Origin of the sequence: Variovorax sp. GrIS 2.14 (assembly GCF_046115955.1) — a bacterium.
In the GTDB taxonomy this organism is placed as follows: Bacteria; Pseudomonadota; Gammaproteobacteria; order Burkholderiales; family Burkholderiaceae_C; genus Variovorax.
In genome coordinates, this window is the sequence record NZ_JBJXIA010000005.1 from 174,561 (window position 1) to 197,013 (window position 22,453).

Annotated in this window: 26 protein-coding genes; 12 read left to right on the top strand and 14 right to left on the bottom strand. The window is 63.0% G+C overall.

The window, feature by feature from the left end; translation table 11 throughout:
* Window positions 1–19 precede the first annotated feature (19 nt).
* The 8 genes from RCH10_RS10835 to senB form a co-directional block, all read right to left on the bottom strand.
* Window positions 20–409: a DUF305 domain-containing protein gene (locus RCH10_RS10835; protein WP_409052351.1), complete on the bottom strand. Its 390-nt coding sequence runs from the start codon at window positions 407–409 to the stop codon at window positions 20–22.
* Window positions 410–501: 92 nt separating this feature from the next.
* Window positions 502–852: a copper-binding protein gene (locus RCH10_RS10840; RefSeq protein ID WP_409052352.1), complete on the bottom strand. Its 351-nt coding sequence runs from the start codon at window positions 850–852 to the stop codon at window positions 502–504.
* A 78-nt stretch (window positions 853–930) separates the two neighbouring features.
* On the bottom strand, window positions 931–1,437 hold the full coding sequence (locus RCH10_RS10845; RefSeq protein ID WP_409052353.1) for a plastocyanin/azurin family copper-binding protein: 507 nt from the start codon (window positions 1,435–1,437) through the stop codon (window positions 931–933).
* 45 nt (window positions 1,438–1,482) lie between these two features.
* On the bottom strand, window positions 1,483–2,898 hold the full coding sequence (locus tag RCH10_RS10850) for a multicopper oxidase domain-containing protein (protein ID WP_409052354.1): 1,416 nt from the start codon (window positions 2,896–2,898) through the stop codon (window positions 1,483–1,485).
* Window positions 2,899–2,933: 35 nt separating this feature from the next.
* Window positions 2,934–4,361 carry a TolC family protein gene (locus RCH10_RS10855; RefSeq protein WP_409052355.1) on the bottom strand — a complete coding sequence of 476 codons (1,428 nt, stop codon included), beginning with the start codon at window positions 4,359–4,361 and terminating at the stop codon, window positions 2,934–2,936.
* Window positions 4,358–4,777, bottom strand: a complete 420-nt coding sequence (locus RCH10_RS10860) for a hypothetical protein (protein WP_409052356.1) — start codon at window positions 4,775–4,777, stop codon at window positions 4,358–4,360. Before RCH10_RS10860 ends, RCH10_RS10855 begins: the two co-directional genes overlap by 4 nt.
* 613 nt (window positions 4,778–5,390) lie before the next feature.
* Window positions 5,391–6,455 carry an EamA family transporter gene (locus tag RCH10_RS10865; protein ID WP_409052357.1) on the bottom strand — a complete coding sequence of 355 codons (1,065 nt, stop codon included), beginning with the start codon at window positions 6,453–6,455 and terminating at the stop codon, window positions 5,391–5,393.
* A gap of 81 nt (window positions 6,456–6,536) precedes the next feature.
* Window positions 6,537–7,523, bottom strand: a complete 987-nt coding sequence (gene senB / locus RCH10_RS10870) for a selenoneine biosynthesis selenosugar synthase SenB (RefSeq protein WP_409052358.1) — start codon at window positions 7,521–7,523, stop codon at window positions 6,537–6,539.
* Here senB and senA point away from each other — a divergent pair.
* Window positions 7,522–8,787 carry a selenoneine synthase SenA gene (gene senA / locus RCH10_RS10875; RefSeq protein WP_409052359.1) on the top strand — a complete coding sequence of 422 codons (1,266 nt, stop codon included), beginning with the start codon at window positions 7,522–7,524 and terminating at the stop codon, window positions 8,785–8,787. The two genes, senB and senA, sit on opposite strands and share 2 nt — an antisense overlap.
* A gap of 725 nt (window positions 8,788–9,512) precedes the next feature.
* Here senA and RCH10_RS10880 read toward each other — a convergent pair.
* The gene (locus tag RCH10_RS10880; RefSeq protein WP_409052360.1) at window positions 9,513–10,394 is read right to left on the bottom strand and encodes an MBL fold metallo-hydrolase; all 882 of its coding nucleotides are present in this window, start codon (window positions 10,392–10,394) and stop codon (window positions 9,513–9,515) included.
* Between the two features lie 112 nt (window positions 10,395–10,506).
* Between RCH10_RS10880 and RCH10_RS10885 the strand changes: the two genes are divergently transcribed.
* The 4 genes from RCH10_RS10885 to RCH10_RS10900 are packed head-to-tail and all read left to right on the top strand — an operon-like array spanning window position 10,507 to window position 12,403.
* On the top strand, window positions 10,507–10,830 hold the full coding sequence (locus RCH10_RS10885; protein ID WP_323497193.1) for a metalloregulator ArsR/SmtB family transcription factor: 324 nt from the start codon (window positions 10,507–10,509) through the stop codon (window positions 10,828–10,830).
* Entirely contained in the window at window positions 10,830–11,264 is a 435-nt protein-coding gene (locus RCH10_RS10890; RefSeq protein WP_409052361.1) for a YeeE/YedE family protein, read from the top strand. Before RCH10_RS10885 ends, RCH10_RS10890 begins: the two co-directional genes overlap by 1 nt.
* A gap of 11 nt (window positions 11,265–11,275) precedes the next feature.
* Window positions 11,276–11,713, top strand: coding sequence for a DUF6691 family protein (locus RCH10_RS10895; RefSeq protein ID WP_409052362.1), 438 nt, complete (start codon window positions 11,276–11,278; stop codon window positions 11,711–11,713).
* Window positions 11,714–11,722: 9 nt separating this feature from the next.
* Window positions 11,723–12,403, top strand: a complete 681-nt coding sequence (locus RCH10_RS10900; RefSeq protein ID WP_409052363.1) for a DUF599 domain-containing protein — start codon at window positions 11,723–11,725, stop codon at window positions 12,401–12,403.
* Window positions 12,404–12,442: 39 nt separating this feature from the next.
* Here the strand turns inward: RCH10_RS10900 and RCH10_RS10905 are convergent, their stop codons facing one another.
* Entirely contained in the window at window positions 12,443–12,595 is a 153-nt protein-coding gene (locus tag RCH10_RS10905) for a DUF2892 domain-containing protein (protein WP_409052364.1), read from the bottom strand.
* A 259-nt stretch (window positions 12,596–12,854) separates the two neighbouring features.
* On the opposite strand from RCH10_RS10905, the gene RCH10_RS10910 reads away from it, so the two are divergent.
* Complete coding sequence (locus RCH10_RS10910; protein WP_409052365.1) at window positions 12,855–13,583, top strand: glutathione S-transferase; 729 nt, start codon at window positions 12,855–12,857, stop codon at window positions 13,581–13,583.
* Here RCH10_RS10910 and rsmI read toward each other — a convergent pair.
* On the bottom strand, window positions 13,580–14,566 hold the full coding sequence (gene rsmI, locus RCH10_RS10915) for a 16S rRNA (cytidine(1402)-2'-O)-methyltransferase (RefSeq protein ID WP_409052366.1): 987 nt from the start codon (window positions 14,564–14,566) through the stop codon (window positions 13,580–13,582). The two genes, RCH10_RS10910 and rsmI, sit on opposite strands and share 4 nt — an antisense overlap.
* Before the next feature lie 33 nt (window positions 14,567–14,599).
* On the opposite strand from rsmI, the gene RCH10_RS10920 reads away from it, so the two are divergent.
* Genes RCH10_RS10920 through RCH10_RS10930 form a run of 3 tightly spaced genes read left to right on the top strand, consistent with a single transcriptional unit; the run spans window position 14,600 to window position 16,398 of the window.
* Window positions 14,600–14,971: a YraN family protein gene (locus RCH10_RS10920; RefSeq protein ID WP_323500258.1), complete on the top strand. Its 372-nt coding sequence runs from the start codon at window positions 14,600–14,602 to the stop codon at window positions 14,969–14,971.
* A 48-nt stretch (window positions 14,972–15,019) separates the two neighbouring features.
* On the top strand, window positions 15,020–15,628 hold the full coding sequence (locus RCH10_RS10925) for an SIS domain-containing protein (protein ID WP_323497185.1): 609 nt from the start codon (window positions 15,020–15,022) through the stop codon (window positions 15,626–15,628).
* Window positions 15,625–16,398 carry a BON domain-containing protein gene (locus RCH10_RS10930; RefSeq protein WP_323500259.1) on the top strand — a complete coding sequence of 258 codons (774 nt, stop codon included), beginning with the start codon at window positions 15,625–15,627 and terminating at the stop codon, window positions 16,396–16,398. The genes RCH10_RS10925 and RCH10_RS10930 overlap by 4 nt, the downstream gene beginning before the upstream one ends.
* A gap of 17 nt (window positions 16,399–16,415) precedes the next feature.
* Here RCH10_RS10930 and RCH10_RS10935 read toward each other — a convergent pair whose 3' ends face one another.
* The 3 genes from RCH10_RS10935 to RCH10_RS10945 are packed head-to-tail and all read right to left on the bottom strand — an operon-like array spanning window position 16,416 to window position 19,574.
* The gene (locus RCH10_RS10935; protein WP_323497183.1) at window positions 16,416–17,339 is read right to left on the bottom strand and encodes an NAD(P)-dependent oxidoreductase; all 924 of its coding nucleotides are present in this window, start codon (window positions 17,337–17,339) and stop codon (window positions 16,416–16,418) included.
* A 23-nt stretch (window positions 17,340–17,362) separates the two neighbouring features.
* Entirely contained in the window at window positions 17,363–18,499 is a 1,137-nt protein-coding gene (locus RCH10_RS10940; protein WP_187054055.1) for a PilT/PilU family type 4a pilus ATPase, read from the bottom strand.
* A gap of 31 nt (window positions 18,500–18,530) precedes the next feature.
* Window positions 18,531–19,574: a type IV pilus twitching motility protein PilT gene (locus RCH10_RS10945; protein ID WP_187054056.1), complete on the bottom strand. Its 1,044-nt coding sequence runs from the start codon at window positions 19,572–19,574 to the stop codon at window positions 18,531–18,533.
* 47 nt (window positions 19,575–19,621) lie between these two features.
* Here RCH10_RS10945 and RCH10_RS10950 point away from each other — a divergent pair, with 47 nt between their 5' ends.
* The 3 genes from RCH10_RS10950 (at window position 19,622) to RCH10_RS10960 (ending at window position 22,452) form a co-directional block, all read left to right on the top strand.
* The gene (locus RCH10_RS10950; RefSeq protein WP_409052367.1) at window positions 19,622–20,308 is read left to right on the top strand and encodes a YggS family pyridoxal phosphate-dependent enzyme; all 687 of its coding nucleotides are present in this window, start codon (window positions 19,622–19,624) and stop codon (window positions 20,306–20,308) included.
* A gap of 101 nt (window positions 20,309–20,409) precedes the next feature.
* Window positions 20,410–21,684 (top strand): Glu/Leu/Phe/Val family dehydrogenase, encoded by a 1,275-nt coding sequence (locus RCH10_RS10955; protein ID WP_409052368.1) that lies wholly within the window; start codon window positions 20,410–20,412, stop codon window positions 21,682–21,684.
* Between the two features lie 123 nt (window positions 21,685–21,807).
* Window positions 21,808–22,452, top strand: a complete 645-nt coding sequence (locus RCH10_RS10960; protein WP_409052369.1) for a DUF2242 domain-containing protein — start codon at window positions 21,808–21,810, stop codon at window positions 22,450–22,452.
* Window position 22,453: the final 1 nt, after the last annotated feature.

The following is a 22,453-nucleotide window of genomic DNA, read 5'->3' on the forward strand; positions in this document are numbered from 1 at the left end:
CGCTACGCCGGCAGCAGGATTACTTTTGCTTCGCAAGCCAGCGGTCGAACTCGGCGATTTCCTTTTTCTGCGCGGCGATGATCTTCCTGGACATGACCTTCATTTCAGGCGACTTGCCGTGTGCCAGTTCCATCTGCGCCATCTCCACAGCCTGCTGATGGTGCATCTTCATCATCGTGGCGAAGTCCTTGTCGGTGTCGCCCGACATCTGCATCTTCTGCATCCCGTCCATGCCGGACATCATGGATTGCTTCATGTCGACCGACCCAGCACCTGCGTGCTGCATGTGGTCCTTCGACATGGGCGCTGCAGCAGGTGCTGGCTGGGCCTGCGCAACACCGACTGAAGTCAGCACGAGCGCCGCAGAGAAACAGAGCGACGAGGTGAGTTTGCGGTAGGGATTGTTCATAACGTTGTCCTTGGTGGGTCGATTGGATTTCGGTGCGCCGTTGCAAGGTATGCAGCGACGCGGCTTTGCAAGCTTTGGCAGCGAGCGAGATTTCAGCGGGCCGCCTCAATCTTGGTGACGGTAATTTTTCCGTCGACCTTTTCTGCGAGGAAGCGGACCTTCTCGCCGGACTGCACCTGGTCCAGCACGGCTTCGTCCTTGACGCTGAAAACCATCGTCATACCCGGCATGTCGAGGTTCTTGAGTGGGCCGTGCTTGATGGTCAGCTTCTTGCCATCCTTGTCGATCTTGCGGATCTCGCCATCGGACATTTCGGGCGTCGCGACGGCAGCGGCTGTTCCTTGCACCGGGGTCTGCGAGGGTGGGGCCGACTGCGCAGCAGCCAGCCCGGAGAAAAGCATCGCCGCTGCGGATGTGACGAGTGCGAGACGAAGTTTTTGCATTTTGAGTTCCTTGAGCATCAATTGATTGTTGGGATGAAAGGGTCCGCAGCAGCAGGACAACAGACCCGGACGTTGTGCTTACTTGCTGACAGTCTTGCCCGGCGTATGTGAGACGTTCACGGTGCCCTTCATGCCAGCGTCGTAATGACCCGGCTGCAGGCACGCGAAGTCCACCTCTCCGGCCTTGGTGAACTGCCAGACGATTTCGCCGCTCTTGCCGGGTGCCAATGTGATCATGTTCGCGTCGGCGTGTTCCATCTCGGGGTTCTTCTTCATTACCTCGGAATGCTCCCTGAGCTCCTTCTCCGTGCCGAGCACGAGCTCGTGCTTGATCTGGCCGGAATTCTTGATGACAAAGCGCACGGTCTCGCCTTGCTTGACGCTGATGTCGGCCGGTGTGAAGCGCATGTTGTCGGCCATGTTGACGTTGATCGTGCGTGTCGACTTGGTAGCCACCCCGGGCTTGCCAATCGCGTCGTCAGCATCGTGACTGTGACCTCCGGTGTGGTTACCCGAAGCTGAAGCGCCGGCCGCGGCCAGAGCGAGCGTTGCTGCGAAAGCGGTGTCGCGGAAGATGTGTTTCATGGTTTTCCTTTGAGCGGTTGGAAGGTCTGAGGGAAGTGAAAAAAGTCAGTGGCCAGAATGGCCGCCAGCGGGCTTCCGGATCTGGACTTCGATGTTCTTGGCCGGCATGTTCTGAGCCGGCATCGCGGCCGCGCCAGCGTCGCGCTGGCGCGGGGTCTCCGGCGGTGGCCCATCCAGTTCGTAGGCGACGGTGCCCTTGGGATGTTTGAACCAGCCGGGGTTGGCGTAGTCGCCAGTCTTTTGGTTTTTGCGCACCTTGACCACGCTGAACATGCCGCCCATCTCGACCGAGCCGAACGGGCCTTCGCCTGTCATCATTCGCGCGGTGTTGTCAGGAATCGGCATTTCCATCTCTGCCATGTCGGCCATGCCGCGCTCGCCCATGACCATGTAGTCGGGGATTAGGTTCGAGATCTGTTTGGCCACGTCCTTGTGGTCCAGTCCGATCATCGTGGGCACCTCGTGGCCCATCGCGTTCATCGTGTGATGGCTCTTGTGGCAGTGAAAGGCCCAGTCGCCTTCTTCGTTGGCGAGGAACTCGAACTGGCGCATCTGGCCGACGGCCACGTCCGTCGTCACCTCGGGCCAGCGCGCACTCTTCGGTGTCGGGCCGCCATCGGTGCCGGTGACTTCGAACTCATGGCCATGCAGGTGCATCGGGTGGTTGGTCATCGTCAGATTGCCGACGCGGATGCGCACCTTGTCGTTGAGCCGGACGTTGAGCGAATCAATACCCGGGAAGATCCGGCTGTTCCAGGACCACAGGTTGAAGTCCAGCATCGTCATGATCTTGGGCGTCGCGCTTCCCGGCTCGACGTCGTAGGCATTGAGCAGGAACACGAAGTCGCGGTCGACCTTCTCGATCAGCGGATGCTCGGCCTTGGGGTGCGTGACCCAGAAGCCCATCATTCCCATCGCCATCTGCGTCATTTCGTCCGCATGCGGGTGGTACATGAAGGTGCCGGGGCGGCGCGCCACGAATTCGTAGACGAAGGTCTTGCCCGGGCGGATCGGCGGTTGGGTCAACCCCGCGACACCGTCCATGCCGTTGGGCAAGCGCTGCCCATGCCAGTGCACGCTGGTGTGCTCGGGCAGCTTGTTTGTAACGAAGATTCGCACCCGGTCGCCTTCCACCACTTCGATGGTTGGTCCAGGCGACTGGCCGTTGTACCCCCAAAGGTTGGCCTTGAATCCGGGGGCCATCTCGCGCACCACGGGCTCGGCCACCAGGTGGAACTCCTTGACGCCGTTGTTCATGCGCCAGGGCAGGGTCCAGCCGTTGAGCGTGACCACGGGGTTGTAAGGGCGTCCGCTCGTTGGCATCAGCGGTGCCATGGTGTCGGGTGTGGTTTGGAACACGGGCTCGGGCAGAGCGGCCATCGCCACCTTGCTCACGCCTGCCGCTGCAAAGGCGCCCGTGATGGCACCTGCACCGCTCAAGAAATTGCGTCTGTTTGTCATGTCGTTCAATTCGGTTAGAGAGCGAAGCAGTGCGCTCAATGAGCAGCGCCACTAGCGGATGCGCCTCTGCCACCCGCACTGGCCATCGAGGCGCCCATGGAGGTCGGCTTGCCCATCACCGAAGCCGCGAGCGCGGCATCGGCCAGCCAGAACTGCTGCTGGGCGTTGATCGCGTTGGTCACGCTGGAGATCTGGTCGCGTGCTTCGGCAAGCAGCTCGAAGACGCCGATCAGCATGCCGTTGTAGCGAAGCACGTTTTCATCCGCCATCGCCTGACGCAAGGGCACGATTTCGTCTCGGTAGTGCCGCGCGATGTCGTAAGCCGTGCGGTAGGCAGAGTACCCCTCGCGCAATTGCGAAGAGGCGCCGCGCACGGTGGCGTCGTAGCGGTTGGCCGCAGCCAGCGACTGCGCGTTCAATGCGTCGCGTTGAGCCGAACCCCAGTCGAAGAGCGGCAGTCGGATGTCGAGCTCGAAGCCGCGCCGTGTGCTCTTGGTGCCTTGCGCGTTGTCGAAGACCGTGTCGCGGCGACCACCCACTTCCACGTCGACGAAAGTCGACAGCAGGTTGAGGCCTTGCGATCGTCCCGCCACGTCCAGCTGGGCACGGGCAAGCTGGACATCGAGGCGTTGCTCGGTGGCGGTGGCCGCGACTTCCTTCGCCTCGCGAGGTGTCTTGGGCAGATCGGGGAGACGTTCGGGCAAGGCCAACTTGGCGGCTTGTTCGTCGTCCAGACCCAGGATGCGAACCAGTTCCTCGCGGGCCGCAGTGGTGGCCTGCTGCGCCAGGGCGAGTTGGGTGGTCGCGTCTGCGTAAAACACCTGTTGGCGTGCACGCTGGAGCTTGCTGAAGTTCCCAATGCGCTGCATCCGGCGCGCGAGTTCGGCGCTGGCCTGGGCCGACTTGTTGACCTGCTCGGCGTACTGCAGCGACTGCTGGGCAGCAACCGCGCGGACCCAGGCCTGCTTGACCTGCGTGACCTGGTCGACAACGGCCCCGGTCAACTGCACCTTGGCCTGGTTGGCCTGACCCTTCGAAATCGACAGGCGCTGCGGCAGCAGGATGAGGTCCACCAGGCCGAAGGACAACAGCCGTCCGAGCTCGAGTTCGCTGTTCAGGCGCATGCGCTCGAACGTGAAAATCGGGTTGGGCAGCCGGCTGGTCTGGTTGGCCGCGGCGATGTCGCCCCAGCTCTGGGCAATCAGGGCCTGGACCGACGGACTGTTGGCCAGTGCGAGCTGCACCGCGTCGCTTTGCGACAGCGGCTTGGCGAGCAAGTCCTGAGACAGCGCCGCGCGGCGGTCACGCTGCTCCTGGGTCCGGCTGAGTTCGAGCTTGCCGCCGGTGAACTGGTGCGCGTTGGCGTTCGTGTCGTTCAGGGCGTCGTCGATACCGACCGAGGCGCAGCCGGCCAGGAAAGCGGCCGCGAGGGCGATGGCCGTCAAACGCAAGGCGCGCTTCATGGCTTGTCCTTCTTCGCGGGCGCACCCGACATGCCGGGCATGCCGGGCATGCCTGGCATGGCCATCGAATGGCTTGGCGGCGAAGCGGGTAACGCGGCGCCGCTCTTGGGCGATTCGGCCCCGGCGTTGCCCGAGCCAGACGCTTCTTTGGCATAGGCCTGCCAGCCGCCACGGCGGTAGACCGTCTCGTTGGCCTCTTTCCATGGAATAGGCTTTCCGTCATCAAAGGGCTGATAACCCTCGAGCGCGGACTTGTAGGTCAGGACAGGCGGCGTCGAGGTTGTCGGCGCACTGGGGCCGGCAGGCGACGGCTGAGCCACAGCGCCAACGGCGGTGAAAGTTGCCGAAGCTGCCATGGCAGCCGCGGCGAGAAAACGGAATGCTGCCAGCCGACGGGCTGACGATGAATGGAACATGGCGTCCTCGCAGATTCATGAACGGAGTGCGTCAGTGCTGCCGGAAAGGGCACGACGCAGGCGATGCATGAGCGTTCGCAGATCCCGTGACGCGACGTCACGGACAAACGAACGCGTTAAACGCGAGGAGGTTTGTCGAGGACGCGGGGCGTCAACGACGCCACCGCAGAAAACGGTTCTGCCATTGCCGCAGGTGGCAAGGCAGGTGCAATCACGACGGGCGTGGTGCCAACAAGTGCAACCGAGTGGCATGCCCCGCAGGTTCCGCACTTATGGGCCGTATAGGCGTCCCCTGAAGCCTGATCGTGATGATGTGGCGTGCTCTCGACGTCAGACGCCGAATCCACATGTCGGCTGTCGTGCGCGTGTGACTGCGGTTTAACGTGTTCGTGCGGTACGACTGGCTCGAAAACTGTTGCTGCCATCGCCGGTACTTCGCCTGCTGCGCAGAATTGCATGGTCGCAGCCGCATAGCCTTGAAAGGGCACCGCGAGCATCACAGCCCAAAGCAGCAGTTTTCGAACAAACGACATTTTGTGAAGTATGAACGTTGACACTATGACAAGGTCAAGCGATTTTTGAGTCGAACTTAGATCGCATGAGCCACGGAGCGTCAGTGCTCGTGCCGATGGTGCGCGTCCGGCACGTGCGCGTGCTTGTGCAGGAGCGGTGTATGCACGTGCCGATGGCTGTGCGAGCCTCTTTCAAAATCGTCGTGCACGTGATTGTGATGCCCGTCGTCGTGTGTGTGCGCATGCTCGTGGTCCAACGTCCCGTGCCGGTGTTCATGGCCATGCGACTCTTCAAGGTGCAGCGCGACCCCAGTGAGCATCAGCGCACCGCCGGCAAGCATGATCCAGGAGCCACTGCGGTCGCCGAGTGCGATGGCGAAAGCGGCACCGATAAAGGGCGCGCAAGCGAACACCGAGCCCGTGCGCGCGGCACCGAAAGCGCGTTGGGCCAACAGATAAAACCGCAGGCTCAGCCCGTAGCCGGTGGCTCCGACGACCAGCAAAATGACAGCTGCATCCAATGCGGGGAGCCGCTCACCAAACGCCCAGGCTAACAAGGCCGTTGCGACCGCGCCGACGACTGCCTTGCCCAGAACCACCTGGCTCGGATCGCGTTCGGCGAGGCCACGCGACAGCGTGTTATCCGTCCCCCAGGCAGCAGTTGCCAGCAGCACGGCCAACAGGCCCCAGAGTTGGACGCCGCCGCTCAGGCCCTGGTCGATCACCAGCGCCAAACCACCGGCCAGAAGCAAGAGCATGGCGCCCCAGACCCTCTTGCCCATCATCTCGCGGTACATCAGTCGCGCCAGGACGGCGGTAAAAAGCGCCTCCAGCGTCAGCATCAACGACGCGCTGGTGCCGCTCGTGTGCTGCAGACCCCACGCCAAAGCGACGGGGCCGATGACGGCGCCGAATGCCGCCATCAGGAACAAGCGCGGAAGATCGCTGCGGAGCAAGCGCGCTTCCTTCTGAGCGCGTTGACGCGAGATCGCACCCACCGCTGCCGCGCCGGCGTAAAGCAAGCAAGCGGTCGTGAATGCGCCCAAGCCCCTACCGAAGTGCTGGACCAACGGCGTGCTGACACCGAACAGCGCTGCCGCCAACAGCGCCAGCAACCCGCCTCTTACGGCGGGCAGCGCGGCGTTGGCAAGGGAGCGTTCGGTCATGACATCATTATTTCATCGTCGACTGCACCCCATTTTCTGCAAGGCCAGACCAATACGATTCATTGCCACCTGGGGCTATCGTTATGCCCCCGCATTCTTGCCGGACGTCTTGCTGCCTATCATTGCGCATAGCAAGGCGAGCAGGGTCGCTTGCTCAAGGGCGGGTTCAAACAGAGGGGCGCGCAACGCGCACTGCGCAGCAAGACGGTCGAGCATTGCCGGCTCGTCGCGACAGCGTTGCAGCAATGCGGCAAGGGCCTCGGAGTCGCCCAGTTCGAAATAGCCACCGTAGTCCTCCCCCAACATTCCGATGTTTCCCGCGATCCGGCTGGCGAGCACCGGCGTTCCGCTGCACACCGCCTCCATCACCACGTGGGCGCCGCCTTCGATCACGCTCGGATGCACCAGCACATGGGCTGCCTGGATGCGGCGGCGTGCGCCGGCATGCGGCAGGGGCCCAAGCCAACGGTAGGCTGGACATGCTCGCTGCGCCGATTTCGCTTCGACACTCCACGCCGGGTCCAGCGCGGCGCCGATGTGGTCCAGCAGGATGTCCGGACGATCAAGGAGTCGACGAGCTGCGGCGAAGTACGTCTGTGGCGCCTTCTCCGCGCGCAAGTGACCCACCATCAGCGCACGCAAATGCCGATGTGGCTTGCGAAGCGGTGTCAGTGAGCGGGTCGACTGGAAGCAGGCAGTGGCTTTGTCGCGGTACAGCATCGGCAGGTCGTCGACTGCGCGCTCGTGCAGCACCACCAGCCGGTCGGCCAGCGCCAGTGAGCGCTGTGCGCTCGCATCGAACTGGATGTCCCGGTACAGGTCCGTGCCCGTCAGTACCACTGCCAAAGGCTGGTGCGGTTGAGTGCCGCACCAGCGCTCGATCGAGGCCGCCGAACGTCGCGCATGCAGCGCAATCATGACGTCGGCCGGCGTGCCGTCCCAGTGATCGACCAGCGCAATTCGATAATGTTCGCGCAACATCTTTGACCATCGCAAAGCTGTTTGCCAGTTGCCGTTGTTGGAACTGGCCAGCGCGGGCGTCACGATGCAGAGCGAAGGGCGAACCATGAACGAGGTTATACCGGTGCACGACCTGGGCGACACCATGACATTCACGAGCGCAGAGGCGATGCGCAAGGCCGGACCCGCTGAGATCGAGGCGGCGCTCACCCGAGGCCGCACCCAGTTGTTGAGCTTGTTCGACGGTTTCGAAAGGGGGCTCGGATCCAATGGCCTTCGAATTGCACAGGATACTGCTGTGAATTTGCCGCTTTGGGAGTTGGGGCACATCGGCTGGTTCGAAGAGTTCTGGTTGTCGCGCAACACGGAGCGCGGCTTCGGGATAGCTTGCGATCCTTTCGCACCACGACGCACATCAGTGCTGCCGCGCGCCGATGCGCTCTATGACTCGTCGAACGTCGCGCATGGCCTGCGCTGGCAACTTGCGCTGCCCGACCCCGCGGCCACGCGCAGCTATCTAACGGCAGTGCGTGAGGCCACACTGACCTTGCTCCGCGCTTGCAGCACCAAGGAAGAAGACCTGTACTTCTTTCGGCTCGTCCTGTTCCATGAAGACATGCATCGGGAAGCATGGCACTTCATGGCGCAGCGGCTTGGCATCGATCTTGGCCCTGGCATGACGGGTCGCGCGCCGCGCCCGGCGGTCGCCTCAGGTTCGTGGGACATTCCGGGCGGGCTGCGACATGTCGGTGTGGACAACGCCGGCTTCGCTTTTGATAACGAACTGTGCGCTGCAAACATCGAAGTGTCTGCGTTCAGCATCGACCGGGCGACGGTGAAATGGGACGCTTTCCTCGCCTTCGTCGACGGCGGCGGCTACACAGATGACAGGGCCTGGACGCCGGCCGGTCGCGATTGGCGGCGGCACAGCGGTGCAACGCATCCGCTGCATCTGCGGCGCGGGCACAGTGGATGGGAGCGATCTCGGTTCGGTCGTTGGTTACCTATCGATCCGTTGGCACCGGCCGTGCAAATCACGGCCCATGAGGCCGAAGCGTGGTGCCGTTGGGCTGGCCGCCGCTTGCCAACCGAGGCCGAATGGGAAACCGCTGCGAAACTGGCTGTTGAGCAGGGAGAAGTCTTCGAATGGGGTGAGGTTTGGGAGTGGACTGCGAGTCCGTTTGAACCGTATTCGGGGTTCGTCCCGCACCCCTACCGCGACTATTCGCAGCCATGGTTCGATGGCCGGTCGGTGCTGCGCGGAGGATCGTTCGCGACTGTGCAGCACATGAAGCATCCAAGCTACCGCAACTTCTTTCCAGCGGACCGCAGCGATGTGTTCGCGGGGTTTCGCAGCTGCGCAGCACCATAGAGAAATCGCACTCATGATGGCGGAGATGGCCGGGCACTGCGTCGGCGCCGCGGTGCGAAAGCTGGGCGTCGAACCACGCATGCAAGGACGAGGCAAGCTGCGGATCTGCGGCTCGGCGCGTCAGCTCTGCAACGCCGTCAACGGCCCCTTAGTCGATGGCAATCTGACCCGGCGTGGCGGCTTCGATCTGGGCAGGTCCGGGCCATCTGTTGGCCGCGGATATGCGACGGGCCCGAAAAGTCGCCATTGAAAAACTGGGCCCGGATCTCCCGCAGATGGGCATGCACCAACTCGATTTTCCGATTGTCCGCATCGCTCCCGGCCACGACGCGCTGAACGCCGTCCTCAGAGGTCTTGGTGAAGGCGTGGGTCGTCGACTTCTACCTGAAGGGCATGACGTCGGACCCTTGCCGCGTGACCTCGGTTTGGCGCGACGTGTCAGCAGGGTGGGTATTTCATCGAGAGTAGGGTGAGCGCGACGTGGGCGGCGCACTTTAGGTGCGCTGAAATACGGACTCCTCGACCAAGAGCGTTGATTGCGCCGCGCGCTGTTGCTCAACTGGATCCCAATGACTGCAGGGAACCCGTTGATTCAGCGGCTGACGTCGCTGCTTGGCAACTCGAAGAGTCTGGTCCGTCTCGGGCGGCTGCGAGTTCATGAAAAGTGCATCCATCGTCACGATGCACCCAGATGCCCGGATAGGCCCACCTGCCGCTTGAGACACTTATCGGCCGTGGATGGGCAACGTGTTCAGCGGGATGCGCAGGTAAGACACGCCGTTTTCGTCCGCCGGAGGCAGTTGCCCAGCGCGAACATTCACCTGAATCGACGGCAAGATTAGCGTCGGCACTTCTAGCGTGGCGTCGCGTGCCTGCCGCATCGCGACGAACTCGTCTTCGGTGATGCCGTCGCGCACATGGATGTTCAGGGCTTTCTGCTCGGCCACCGTCGTTTGCCAGCGGGCAGGCCGCGAAGCCGGCGGGTAGTCATGACAGACATACATCGTCGTCTCGGGAGGCAGGGCCAGAAGGCGGTGCATCGAGCGGTACAGCTGGTGTGCTTCCCCGCCGGGGAAGTCGGCGCGAGCGCTGCCGATGTCAGGCATGAAAAGCGTGTCGCCGACGAAGACTGAATCGTCGATGAGGTAGGCCATGTCGGCCGGGGTATGACCGGGCACCAGCATCGCCGTGGCCTCGACCTCGCCGATCCGAAACGTTTCACCGTCTTTGAACAGGTGGTCGAACTGGCTACCGTCGGAAAGGAAGCTGCGCTCCAGGTTGTAGAGCTTCTTGAAGGTGGCCTGCACCGTCCGAATGTTTTCGCCGATGGCGATGCGGCCACCGACGCGCTGCTGCAGGTAGCGCGCACCGGACAAATGGTCGGCGTGCGCGTGGGTCTCGAGAATCCAGTCGACATGGAGCGCGTGTTCGACGACATAGGCCAGCACCTGATCCGCCGAGGTGGTGCTGGTGTGGCCCGATTTGAAGTCGTAGTCGAGCACCGGGTCGATGACCGCGGCGCGCTGCGTGGCGGGGTCCCACACAACATAGCTCACTGTCCAGGTCTTCGGGTCGAAGAAGGCTTGTGTCGTGATTCGAGCGTTCATAGTGAACTCCGATTTTGGTTTTCGATCTATTGAAGTATAGTATATACATTAATATAATGAAGAGAACCGATTGACCTGCTGTCCGCTCAACATACTGCTGCACTGACGCTCCATGAAACGCCCGAAAACCGTCATCGATCCCGAAGTCCTCCGCCATGCAGCGGACGAGGCTGTCAGCGCCCTCAAGCTGCTGGCCAACGTCGAGCGCATGCTGCTGCTGTGCCAGCTTGCGCAAGGCGAGATGTGCGTCAGTGAACTCGAAGAACATCTGGAGATCCGTCAACCAACGCTTTCACAGCAGCTCGGTGTTCTGCGCACAGAGGGGGTCGTCAGCACGCGCCGTCAGGGCAAGAACATTTTCTACAGCGTCGCCGATCCAAACCTGCTCGAGATCCTGGCCGTGCTCTACCGGCTCTACTGTCCCAAGGAACAATGATGTCCATCGCCTGGAATGAATTCACCCCCTGGTCCGCCTTGGCCGGTGGGATGCTCATAGGTCTGGCCGCGGCGATGTTCGTGCTGCTGAACGGCCGCATCGCCGGTATCAGTGGCGTCATCGGCGGGCTGTTCAAGCCGAACAAGGGCGACCTGGCCTGGCGTGCCGCATTCGTGCTGGGCCTCGTGGGTGCGCCCTGGGTCTATGAGTTGCTCGCGGCGCTTCCCCAACCCCGAATCGATGCGTCTTTTGGTGCTTTGGTGATCGCCGGCCTGCTGGTGGGTGTGGGCACTCGGTACGGGTCGGGTTGCACCAGTGGACATGGCGTGTGCGGGTTGGCGCGTTTGTCCCCGAGATCGATGGTCGCCACTGGGGCCTTCATGGTCGCTGGCTTCGCGACCGTGTTCATCATTCGTCATTGGCTTGGCAACTGAGGAGACATTGAATGACCGTTTTTACATCGTTGCTGGCCGGCCTCGTCTTCGGACTTGGCCTCATCGTGTCTGGCATGGCTAATCCGGCCAAGGTGCTGGGCTTCCTGGACCTGGGTGGCGCCTGGGACCCTTCGCTGGCCTTTGTGATGGCGGGCGCGATTGCCGTCGGAGCGCTGGCGTTCGCGCTGGCCAGGAAGCGCACCGTGTCATTCCTCGGTGCGCCGATGAAGTTGCCCACGTCGCGGGACATCGACAGTCGTCTGCTGATCGGCAGCGTCGTATTCGGTATCGGATGGGGTGTCGCCGGTTTCTGCCCCGGGCCCGGTCTGGTCGCACTGGGAATGGGCGAGGTCAAGGCGCTTGTCTTCGTAGCGGCGATGCTCGTGGGCATGGGCGCCTTCGAACTGCTCGAGCGTCGCAAGCAGCCTGCCGGCGTTCGACCCACCTGAGTCAAAGCGATGTCCGCCGTCCTCGCCTGGCTGAGTACTCTGGTGACCATCGCAGTGTTGATGGCGTACGAGACGGTGCTCATGGTCGCGCAGCGACGCCGCCCCGAGCGCATGGCACGCAGCGCGCATGCGGCGCTGCGGGAAGACTGGTTCATTGCCGTGTCGCAGAACCCTGGCTCGGAGATTCTCGCGGTGCAGACGCTGCGAAACTCGCTGATGTCGGCGACCATGACGGCATCGACAGCGATGCTTGGATTGATCGGCACTGTCACTCTTGCTGCACCCTCACTGCATGCGAGTCTGGATGAAGCGGCGATGCTGCCGAGCCTGACTCCGAAGCTGGTGCTCGAGCTCCTGTTGCTTGCGTTGCTGTTCGCCTCACTGGTGTGCTCGGCAATGGCTGTTCGCTACTACAACCATGTGGGTTTCATCAGCGGCATGCCGGTGGAGTCCGCATTGCGCAAGCGCTGGAATCAGGCCGGCATCGCCTACGTGCGTCGCGCCGGCTTGTTGTATAGCTGGGGTCTGCGTCACCTTATATTGGTAGCCCCGATCCTTGCTTGCCTGCTCCACCCCTTCGCAGGGCCGGTCGCGGCGACCGTTGTAGTCCTCGTCCTGGTCCGATTCGACAAGGTAGCCGCCAGCGGATCGCCCAACTCCACGGCGTATTTGGGAACCCGTTCCAGCTGATCGACAGCCGCTCAGTTGGGCGGTACCTGCGAGAACTCTTCAAACCCGGCGATGGCATGGGCTGCCTGCGTCAGCGAAGGGCCACCGCCCATGATTAGCCTTGCCGATGGTGCCGAGTACGCTTGCCGCGATCAAGCCCGGGCCAATTGCGATTCGCATGATGCGGTCAGCGGTGCCGACGTTAGGCTTCATTTATTGTTCCTTTGCACAATCAACACCATGGCGCAGCGAGCTGGACTGGCATGTGATGTGGATCAATAAACCAGGCTGTCGGATGGCCGCGTCGAACTTCAGAGGCCGACAAGGCCCAAGTTTCAGCCCGCACGATCTATTTGGGAGCGGGTTTTTCTTTGGCCGGGAAGTTGCCTTGCGCCGATGAACTGCACACCCCTTTGACAACGTCGGTCCCTTCGGCCTGCCTGCATGCAGGCAAGTTCTGAGAAGATTGCCTATGGCTTATCGATTGCATTACTGGCCGACCATTCAGGGCCGCGGTGAATTCGTGCGACTGGCGCTCGAAGCTGCCGGCGCCGAGTACGTCGACGTCGCGCGTCAATCGCCTGCGAAGGGTGGTGGTGAAGCGGCGCTGGGGCGCAGCCTGCAAGATCCGAAGAATCCGCGCGCATCGTTCGCGCCGCCGTTCCTTGTCGATGGCGAAGTTGTGGTCGGGCAAACCGCCGCCATCCTTCTATACCTCGGGTCGCGGCTCGGCCTCGCGGGCGCGGGCGAGGTCGATGGGCTGTGGACGCATCAGTTGCAATTGACCATCGCCGACGCGGTGGCCGAGGCGCACGACACGCACCATCCGATCTCGGTCGATGCCTATTACGAAGACCAGCGTGCTGCCGCCTTGGAGCGTGCCAAGGCCTTTCGGGAAGAGCGCATGCCGAAGTTCCTGGGATGGTTCGAGCAGATCTTGCAACGCAATCCGGCTGGCGATCTGCATTTGGTTGGCAGTGCGCTCACCTACGCGGACCTGTCGCTGTTCCAGTTGGTCGCCGGTCTGCGCTATGCGTTTCCCAAAGCCACTGCACGCGTTCTGGCCGACACGCCTCTCGTTTCCAAGCTTCACGGCAATGTGAGTCGCCGCGAGCGGGTGCACGCCTATCTGCAGAGTCCGCGCCGCATCGCCTTCAACGAAGAGGGCATCTTCAGGCACTACGCGGAACTTGACGGCTAATCGCTCGGCTCGTCGTCGAGATCGCTGTTCGTGTGGTGGTCGCCATCACGCCTGCTCCCGTCCTTGCGGATGCGCAGCGCAGTGTCGTAGAGCGCATTGCGCGGCGCGCCGCTGATCTCCGCGGCGAGGCGCACGGCGGTCTTCACCGGCAGCTCTTCGAGCAGCAGTCGCAGCACACGTTCGCCTTCCGCGCCATCATCGACAGCGATTGCCATCGGATGCAAAGCGAGTGCGAATTCCCCGCGCGTGCGGTCTCGTCCCGCGGTGAACCACGCCGGTAGCTCGCTGGCAGCCAGGGTAACGATCTCTTCGAATTGCTTGGTCAGTTCACGACCGATAGTGATCCGCCGGTCGCCCAGCACGGTCAGCGCTCTGGCCACGGCTTCGATGCGGTGCGGTGCTTCGAGCAAGACGACAGCGCGCGGTTCCAGCGCGAGCGCTTGCACGGCCGTGTCGCGTTCGCCAGCCTTGCTTGGCAGAAAGCCCGCGAAGACGAAAGCGCTGCTGTCGTCACCACCCGCGACGAGGCCCGCAGCGCTGATCAGCGTGGTAACGGCGCTCGCGCCCGGCAAGGGAAGCACGCGAAGCCCGGCTGCGCGCACGGCAGCCACCAACCGCGCGCCGGGATCGCTCACGCCCGGCGTGCCGGCGTCGCTCACGTACGCGATGCGTTCGCCTTGAGACAGGCGTGCGATGACGCCCTGCGCCGCTTCGGCTTCGTTGTGCTGGTGCAGCGCGAGCAGCTGGCCGCCAGGTCGGTCGATGCCATAGGCCCGCAACAAGCTTTGCGTATGCCGAGTGTCTTCGCAGGCGACAGCGTCGACCATCTGCAAAACATGCAGCGCGCGCAACGTGATGTCGGCCAGGTTGCCGATCGGCGTAGCGACGACGTAGAGCGTGCTCTGGGGATAATCCTGCCTGCCCGCGGCATCGCCCGCGGCCGAGAGGGCTGCGCCGAACGAGGCGGCGGTGATTGAAGCCAATGGTTTCTCCGGGACAACAACAGGATCGCAGGGATGGCGACAACTAAAACCACCAAGCAGCGTGGCGATGCAGCCGAAGACGCCGCGCTCGAACACCTGCAGGACGCCGGACTGGTACCGGTCGCCCGCAATTATCGAACGCCGGGTCGCGGCGGCGGCGAGATCGATTTGATCATGCGCGATCCACGCGACGGCACACTCGTGTTCGTGGAGGTGCGGCAGCGAGCGAGCGGTACGCATGGCGGCGCTGGCGGCAGCATCACCGGCGTCAAGCAGCGCCGCATCATCTTCGCCGCGCGCCACTACCTCAGCCGGCTGCGCACACTGCCGCCGTGCCGGTTCGATGTGGTGCTGGTCGAGGAAAAAATCGAGTGGCTGCAAGGCGCCTTCGACGCGGGTCACTAATGGCTCGAACGATTTGTTGCAGCGCCTGTCGCTATCATCCGACCCCAAATGCTTGAGCAACGGATACAGCAGCACTTCATCGACAGCGCCGACCTCAAATACCAGGCGGGCCCGGCGCTCAGCAAACCGATTTCGCAAGCGATGCAGGCGCTGCTGGCCTGCGTGACCAGCGGCGGCAAGGTGCTGGCCTGTGGCTCCGGCGTGTCGGGGCTGCTGGCAGCGCAGTTCGCTGCGCACTTCGTCGGCCGGTTCGAGCGCGAGCGACCCGAGCTCGCCGCCATCGCCTTGCCCGGTGACGCCACCGATCCGGCGGCCGACACGCCTGGCGCCATCGACAGCGACCGCTTTGCGCGCCAGCTGCGGGCGCTAGGCCACGCCGGCGACGTGTTGCTGGTGCTGAGCGCCAGCGGCCAGTCGTCCGCGGTGCTGGCGGCGGTCACGGCGGCGCATGCGCGCGACATGACCGTCGTTGCGCTGTTGGGCCATGCGGCCGGCAGTGGCGGCGCCATCGGCCGCGCATTGCGCGAAACAGACGTACAGGTCACGGTGCCGCACGAACGCGCGGCACGCATCCACGAAGTCCACCTCCTTGCGCTGCATTGCCTGTGCGACGGAGTGGACGCCCAATTACTCGGAGAACAGGAAGGTTCCACATGACGATTCCAACGACATCGACCCGCAGCATCGCCACGGCGATGGCCGCACTCACGCTGGGCGCCGCCTTGGTGGCCGGCCTTTCCGGCTGCGTGCCGCTGGTCATCGGCGGAGCCGCGGCGGCCGGTGCCGGCCTGGTCGCGACCGATCGCCGCAGTTCCGGCGCCCAGCTGGACGACCAGGGCATCGAACTGCGCGGCGCCGCACGCATCCGGGAGATCGCGAACGACGACATGAACGTCACGCTGGTGAGTTTCAACCGGCAGGTGCTGATGGTCGGTACCGTCGGCAGCGAGGCCGACAAGCGTCGCGCCGAAGAGGTCTTGCGCCGCGTGGACAACGTGCGGTCGGTGGTGAATGAACTCGTGGTCGGCCCGTCGAGTTCGTTCCCGCAGCGTTCCAACGACACCTACATCACCGGCAAGGTGAAGGCATCGCTGCTCGATGCCAAGGACATCTTCGCCAACTCGTTCAAGATCGTGACCGAGCGCAGCACTGTCTACATCATGGGCATCGCGACCCGTCGCGAGACCGATCGCGCAACCGAAATCACGCGCGGTGTGTCGGGCGTGGACCGCGTGGTGCGTGTGGTCGAAATCGTCAGCGACGCGGAGTTGGCGAACCAGACCCGCGCAAACACCGCACCGGCGCCGGTGTCCTCGCCGTCCTCAAGCGTCGCGCCGGCCTCGACCTCGCGCTCCAACGTCCCGCTGCCCCCGATGGAGCCGATGCCTGCGCCGAGCGGCGGCGCCAGCACCACGCCGGTTCGCTAGCGGAGCGAGCGCTGTTCCTATTTCAGCCTGGTGATAAGGCTGGAAGTATCCCAGCGCTTGCCGCCGGCCTGTTGCACTTCGGCGTAGAACTTGTCGACCAGTTGCGTCACCGGCAGCTGCGCGCCGTTGCGTTTGGCTTCGTCGAACACCAGGCCCAGGTCCTTGCGCATCCAGTCGACCGCGAAGCCGAAATCGAACTTGCCCTCGATCATCGTTTTGCCGCGGTTTTCCATTTGCCAGCTTTGCGCTGCGCCCTTGCTGATGACACCGAGCACCGCTTCCATGTCGAGACCGGCGCGCTGGCCGAAGGCGATGGCTTCCGACAATCCCTGCACGAGTCCCGCGATGCAGATCTGATTGACCATCTTCGCCAACTGGCCCGCACCGCTTTCACCCAGCAGGGTCACCGCGCGTGCGAAGGCGTCGATCACCGGCTTGACCTGTGCGAACGTGGCGGCGTTGCCACCGCACATCACGGTCAGCGCGCCGTTTTGAGCGCCCGCCTGCCCGCCCGACACCGGCGCATCGATGAACTGCAGGCCTAGAGCCAGGCCAGCTTTGGACAACTCGCGCGCGACATCGGCCGAGGCCGTGGTGTGGTCGACGAACACCGAGCCCTTCTTCATGCCCGCAAAAGCGCCATCGGCACCCAGTACCACCGAGCGCAGATCGTCATCGTTGCCTACGCAGCAAAAAACGATGTCCGCATCGGCCACGGTTTCGCGCGGCGTGGCCGCATGACCGAGCTTGGCCACCGCGCCCGCTGCAGCAATCTCCTTTTGCCAGGCAGCGGACTTGGCGGCGGTGCGGTTGTAAACCGTCACACTGTGCCCCGCCAAAGCAAGGTGCCCGGCCATTGGGTAACCCATCACGCCCAGGCCGAGAAAAGCGACCTTGTGCGAAGGGACGAGGGAATAGATTTTGGTATTGAGGCTGCTCATGCCCCGAGCTTAGCGCCGCGAGCTCAGACTATGGCGAAATGCTCGGTGCCGGCAGACAGATCTTGCGACTTGGCGCGCCGGCTGTTCAGCTTGATCTGCAGACGCAGGTCGTTCGCCGAATCGGCATTCCGAATGGCGTCGTCGAAAGTGATCGCGTTGTTTTCGAACAAATCGAACAGCGCCTGGTCGAAAGTCTGCATGCCCAGGTTGCGACTCTTCTTCATGATCTCCTTGATCTCGCCGACCTCGCCCTTGAAGATCATGTCGGAGATCAGGGGCGTGTTGAGCAAAATCTCGACCGCTGCGATGCGCCCCTGGCCGTCTTCGGTCGGAATCAGGCGCTGCGACACCAGGGAGCGCAGATTCAGGGACAAGTCCATCAACAACTGGTTGCGGCGCTCTTCCGGAAAGAAATTGATGATGCGGTCGAGCGCCTGGTTGGCGCTGTTGGCATGCAGCGTCGCCATGCAAAGGTGACCGGTTTCGGCGAATGCGACGGCATGCTCCATCGTCTCGCGATCGCGGATTTCGCCCATCAAAATGACGTCGGGCGCCTGGCGCAGCGTGTTCTTGAGAGCGGCTTCCCAGCTGTCGGTATCGATGCCCACTTCACGCTGCGTTACTACGCAGTTTTTGTGCGGGTGCACGAACTCGACCGGGTCCTCGACGGTCACGATGTGGCCGTACGAATTTTCGTTGCGCCAGTCGATCATGGCGGCCAGCGTGGTCGACTTGCCCGAGCCCGTGGCGCCAACCAGGATGGTCAGGCCGCGCTTGGTCATCGCCACGTCCTTGAGCACCTGCGGCATGCCGAGGCCGTCGATGGTCGGCAGCTTGGCGGGAATGGTCCGCATCACCATGCCGACCTTTCCCTGCTGCACGAATGCGTTCACCCGAAAGCGCCCGACACCGGTCGGCGAGATTGCGAAGTTGCATTCCTTGGTCCGCTCGAACTCGGCCGTCTGGCGGTCGTTCATGACCGATCGGGTGAGCGCCAGCGTGTGCTGCGAACCGAGCGCCTGGCCCGACACCTTGGTCACTTTGCCGTCGACCTTGATGGCCGGCGGGAAGTCGGCGGTGATGAACAAGTCGCTGCCGTTGCGGCTCACCATGAGCTTGAGCAGTTCGTTGATGAACTGGCTGGCCTGATCGCGTTCCATGTGTCTGCTCCGGAAAGATCCAGAAAAAAAATCAGCCCGGGAAGTTCTCCGGGATCTTGGCTTTGCCGCGTGCCTCGGCGGATGAAATCACGCTGCGGCGCACCAGGTCGGTCAGGTTCTGGTCGAGCGTCTGCATGCCCTGACCGCTGCCAGTTTGAATCGACGAGTACATTTGCGCAACCTTGCCTTCGCGGATCAGATTGCGAATGGCCGGCGTGCCCAGCATGATCTCGTGCGCCGCAACACGGCCCTGGCCATCCTTGGTCTTGCACAGCGTCTGAGAAATCACCGCTTGAAGCGACTCCGACAGCATGGCGCGGATCATGTCTTTTTCTTCGCCCGGGAACACGTCGATGATCCGGTCGATGGTCTTGGCCGCCGACGAGGTGTGCAGGGTGCCGAACACCAGATGGCCCGTTTCAGCCGCCGTCATGGCGAGGCGAATCGTTTCCAGGTCGCGCATTTCGCCGACCAGAATCGCATCAGGATCTTCGCGCAGGGCAGAGCGCAGAGCGGCCGCGAAAGACAGCGTCATTGGCCCGACTTCGCGCTGATTGATCAGGCACTTTTTCGATTCGTGGACGAATTCGATCGGGTCTTCTACCGTCAGGATGTGGCCGTACTCGGTTTCGTTCAGGTAATTGACCATCGCGGCGAGCGTGGTCGATTTGCCCGAGCCGGTCGGGCCTGTCACCAGCACCAGGCCGCGCGGCTTCAATGCGAGTTCGCCGAAGATTTTGGGCGCGTTGAGTTGCTCCAGCGACAGGATCTTCGAAGGAATGGTCCGGAATACCGCCGCAGCGCCGCGCGACTGGTTGAAGGCATTCACCCGAAAGCGGGCCAGGCCATCGATCTCGAAAGAGAAGTCGACTTCCAGAAATTCTTCGTAGTGTTTGCGGTGCGTGTCGCTCATGATGTCGTACACCATGGCGTGCACCGCCTTGTGATCGAGCGCGTCGACATTGATGCGCCTCACGTCGCCATGCACCCGGATCATCGGCGGCAAGCCGGACGAGAGATGCAAGTCCGAAGCCTTGTTTTTGACGCTGAACGCCAGCAGTTGGGTAATGTCCACGGGGTCCTCGAATGGGTCGGTGACGTTTTGATACGCTTTTGACGATTATGACGATGATTCGTGACAACCTCCAGCAAGTTACCTCCCGGATCGTGACGGCTTGCACAGCCGCCGGACGGGATCCGGCGAGCGTGCGCTTGCTTGCAGTGTCGAAAACCTTCCCCGCAGAGGCGGTCCGCGATGCGTATGGAGCAGGTCAACGCGCTTTTGGGGAAAACTACATTCAGGAGGGTGTGGGCAAGATCCAGGCCCTGGCGAACATTCGTGCCGAACTCGAGTGGCACTGCATCGGCCCGCTCCAGAGCAACAAGACCCGTCTCGTGGCAGAGCATTTCGACTGGGTGCACAGCGTCGACCGACTGAAGATCGCCCAGCGCCTGAGCGAGCAGCGGCCGGCTGATTTGCCTCCGCTTCAGGTCTGTTTGCAGGTCAATGTCGATGGCGGCGCCAACAAGTCGGGTGTGTCGCCGGAAGAGGCGGTGGCGCTTGCGCAGGCTGTTGCGGCGTTGCCACGGTTGCGGCTGCGGGGGCTCATGGCGATCCCGGAACCGGCGGTCGGCTTCGACGCGCAGCGGGCGCTTTTCCTGAAGGCGGCTGCGGTTTTCGACCGGATAAACGCGGCGGGCATCGAACTAGACACCCTGTCACTTGGCATGAGCGCCGATCTGGAAGCAGCCATCTCTGCCGGCAGCACGATGGTGCGCGTCGGCACTGCCATCTTCGGCGGGCGCTGACCGCGTCGGCATAACGCCCTGCGCTGCGCGCATAAGTCATGGCGCAGTCACAGGGCAAGGTCTATCGTCGACGGCATCCACCCAACACACGGAAGCCTCGAATGAGCGAAAAACTTTCCTTCGTCAATCCCACACCCACCAGTCCGTGGGGGACATATTTGCAGCAGGTCGACCGTGTGATGCCTTACCTGGGCGATCTGGCCAAGTGGGCTGAAACGCTCAAGCGACCGAAGCGCGCGCTGATCGTCGACGTACCGATCGAAATGGACGACGGCCGCATCGCGCATTACGAAGGCTATCGCGTGCAGCACAACATGAGCCGCGGGCCGGGCAAGGGCGGTGTGCGTTTCCACCCCGATGTCACGCTGGAAGAAGTGATGGCGCTGTCGGCCTGGATGACGGTCAAGACGGCTGCGGTCAACCTGCCGTACGGCGGTGCCAAGGGCGGCATTCGCGTCGACCCCAAGAAGCTGTCGCTCAAAGAGTTGGAGAAGGTCACGCGCCGCTACACCAGCGAGATCGGCATCATCATCGGCCCGCACACCGACATCCCGGCGCCCGACGTCAATACCAACGGCCAGATCATGGCGTGGATGATGGACACCTATTCGATGAACACCGGCGGCACCGCCACCGGTGTTGTCACCGGCAAGCCACTGCACCTCGGTGGTTCGCTGGGCCGCGTCAAGGCGACCGGCCGCGGCGTGTTCGTCACCGGCCGGGAAGCCGCTCGCCGCCTGGGCCTCGACCTGCGCGGTGCGCGTATTGCGGTACAGGGCTTCGGCAACGTGGGTTCTGTCGCAGCAGAGCTTTTTGTGGAGGCCGGCGCAAAGATCGTCGCGGTGCAGGATCACACCGGCACCATCGTCAACGAGAAAGGGCTCGACCTGGCCGAGCTGATTCCGGTGTCGCGCACGCCCGCCGGCGCGGTGAGCTTCAAGGGTGGCGACGTCGTACCCAACGAAGCCTTCTGGGACGTGCCCTGCGACATCCTGATTCCAGCCGCGCTCGAAGGCCAGATCACCGCCGCGCGCGCCAAAAAGACCACCGCCAAGCTGGTGCTCGAAGGCGCCAACGGCCCGACGGTGCCCGAGGCTGACGACATCCTGGCCGAGCGCGGCGTGCTGGTGGTGCCCGACGTGATCTGTAACGCCGGCGGCGTGACGGTGAGCTACTTCGAATGGGTGCAGGATTTCTCGTCGTTCTTCTGGGACGAAGACGAGATCAACGTGCGGCTCGACCGCATCATGATGAATGCGTTGAACCAGATCTGGGACACGGCCGACAAGCACAAGATCAGCTTGCGCACTGCCACCTATGCGGTGGCCTGCGAGCGTATTTTGATGGCGCGGCAGGAACGCGGTCTGTACCCTTGAGTTCACTTTCGAGCGTGAGGTAGAGGCGCTCGTTTCTGGGCGCGGGGAACGCTTGCGTTCGAGGTGTGTCGAAGCCGGGTGCCGGTAAGTCGCCGGTGATTTCGCCGCTAGCATCGACACGCTATGTCCACAGTCTTTTCTTCTCGCGCTTTCGTCCCTTTTTCTGCCGCGCTGGCTTTCGCCGCTGCGCTGCTTTTGTCCGGTTGCGGCAGCGCGCCAAAGCCTGTCTCCTACGAGCCGGAAGAGTTCGATTCGACCACCACCCACACCCGCAGCTATTCGGCCAGCGAGGGACAAACCTGTGAAGCGGCGCGTCGCGCTCTGCTGAGTCAGGGCTACATGCTCACGGCGTCGAGCACCGACCTGGTGACGGGCCGCAAGAGCTTCCAGCCGACCGGTGAAGTACACGTCGAAGTCGAGTTGCGCGTGGTCTGCGCATCAGAGGTCGCCAAGGGTCGTCGCACCGTGACCTTCGTGACGGCGCTGCAAGACCGTTATGCGCTGAAGAAAGTCAACAACTCGGCAAGTGTGGGTGTCGGCGCCATCGGCTCACTTTCTCTGCCGTATTCGTCGAGCGACGATGCCATGGTGAAGATAGCGAGCGAAACACTGACCGACGAAGGCTTTTACGATCGCTTTTTTGCGTTGCTCGAACGGTTCTTGAAGGCTCAGCAGGGCAACGAGCCCTCGGTGTCGCCGGCGGCGCTGGGCTCGCCAGAGGCCATGCCGGCCGCGCCCGCTAGTCCGGCAACAGCGCCACCCAAATAAT

Excerpts from the sequence above, each read along its gene's own strand:
- RCH10_RS10835 (WP_409052351.1), bottom strand. The coding sequence starts at position 409 with ATGAACAATCCCTACCGCAAACTCACCTCGTCGCTCTGTTTCTCTGCG.
- RCH10_RS10910 (WP_409052365.1), top strand. The coding sequence starts at position 12,855 with ATGGCTTATCGATTGCATTACTGGCCGACCATTCAGGGCCGCGGTGAA.
- RCH10_RS10920 (WP_323500258.1), top strand. The coding sequence starts at position 14,600 with ATGGCGACAACTAAAACCACCAAGCAGCGTGGCGATGCAGCCGAAGAC.
- RCH10_RS10845 (WP_409052353.1), bottom strand. The coding sequence starts at position 1,437 with ATGAAACACATCTTCCGCGACACCGCTTTCGCAGCAACGCTCGCTCTG.
- RCH10_RS10900 (WP_409052363.1), top strand. The coding sequence starts at position 11,723 with ATGTCCGCCGTCCTCGCCTGGCTGAGTACTCTGGTGACCATCGCAGTG.
- RCH10_RS10925 (WP_323497185.1), top strand. The coding sequence starts at position 15,020 with ATGCTTGAGCAACGGATACAGCAGCACTTCATCGACAGCGCCGACCTC.
- RCH10_RS10850 (WP_409052354.1), bottom strand. The coding sequence starts at position 2,898 with ATGACAAACAGACGCAATTTCTTGAGCGGTGCAGGTGCCATCACGGGC.
- RCH10_RS10940 (WP_187054055.1), bottom strand. The coding sequence starts at position 18,499 with ATGGAACGCGATCAGGCCAGCCAGTTCATCAACGAACTGCTCAAGCTC.
- RCH10_RS10895 (WP_409052362.1), top strand. The coding sequence starts at position 11,276 with ATGACCGTTTTTACATCGTTGCTGGCCGGCCTCGTCTTCGGACTTGGC.
- RCH10_RS10885 (WP_323497193.1), top strand. The coding sequence starts at position 10,507 with ATGAAACGCCCGAAAACCGTCATCGATCCCGAAGTCCTCCGCCATGCA.
- RCH10_RS10955 (WP_409052368.1), top strand. The coding sequence starts at position 20,410 with ATGAGCGAAAAACTTTCCTTCGTCAATCCCACACCCACCAGTCCGTGG.
- RCH10_RS10950 (WP_409052367.1), top strand. The coding sequence starts at position 19,622 with ATGACGATGATTCGTGACAACCTCCAGCAAGTTACCTCCCGGATCGTG.
- RCH10_RS10905 (WP_409052364.1), bottom strand. The coding sequence starts at position 12,595 with ATGAAGCCTAACGTCGGCACCGCTGACCGCATCATGCGAATCGCAATT.
- RCH10_RS10935 (WP_323497183.1), bottom strand. The coding sequence starts at position 17,339 with ATGAGCAGCCTCAATACCAAAATCTATTCCCTCGTCCCTTCGCACAAG.
- senB (WP_409052358.1), bottom strand. The coding sequence starts at position 7,523 with ATGGTTCGCCCTTCGCTCTGCATCGTGACGCCCGCGCTGGCCAGTTCC.
- RCH10_RS10840 (WP_409052352.1), bottom strand. The coding sequence starts at position 852 with ATGCAAAAACTTCGTCTCGCACTCGTCACATCCGCAGCGGCGATGCTT.
- RCH10_RS10930 (WP_323500259.1), top strand. The coding sequence starts at position 15,625 with ATGACGATTCCAACGACATCGACCCGCAGCATCGCCACGGCGATGGCC.
- RCH10_RS10960 (WP_409052369.1), top strand. The coding sequence starts at position 21,808 with ATGTCCACAGTCTTTTCTTCTCGCGCTTTCGTCCCTTTTTCTGCCGCG.
- RCH10_RS10890 (WP_409052361.1), top strand. The coding sequence starts at position 10,830 with ATGTCCATCGCCTGGAATGAATTCACCCCCTGGTCCGCCTTGGCCGGT.
- senA (WP_409052359.1), top strand. The coding sequence starts at position 7,522 with ATGAACGAGGTTATACCGGTGCACGACCTGGGCGACACCATGACATTC.
- RCH10_RS10855 (WP_409052355.1), bottom strand. The coding sequence starts at position 4,361 with ATGAAGCGCGCCTTGCGTTTGACGGCCATCGCCCTCGCGGCCGCTTTC.
- RCH10_RS10860 (WP_409052356.1), bottom strand. The coding sequence starts at position 4,777 with ATGTTCCATTCATCGTCAGCCCGTCGGCTGGCAGCATTCCGTTTTCTC.
- RCH10_RS10865 (WP_409052357.1), bottom strand. The coding sequence starts at position 6,455 with ATGACCGAACGCTCCCTTGCCAACGCCGCGCTGCCCGCCGTAAGAGGC.
- RCH10_RS10880 (WP_409052360.1), bottom strand. The coding sequence starts at position 10,394 with ATGAACGCTCGAATCACGACACAAGCCTTCTTCGACCCGAAGACCTGG.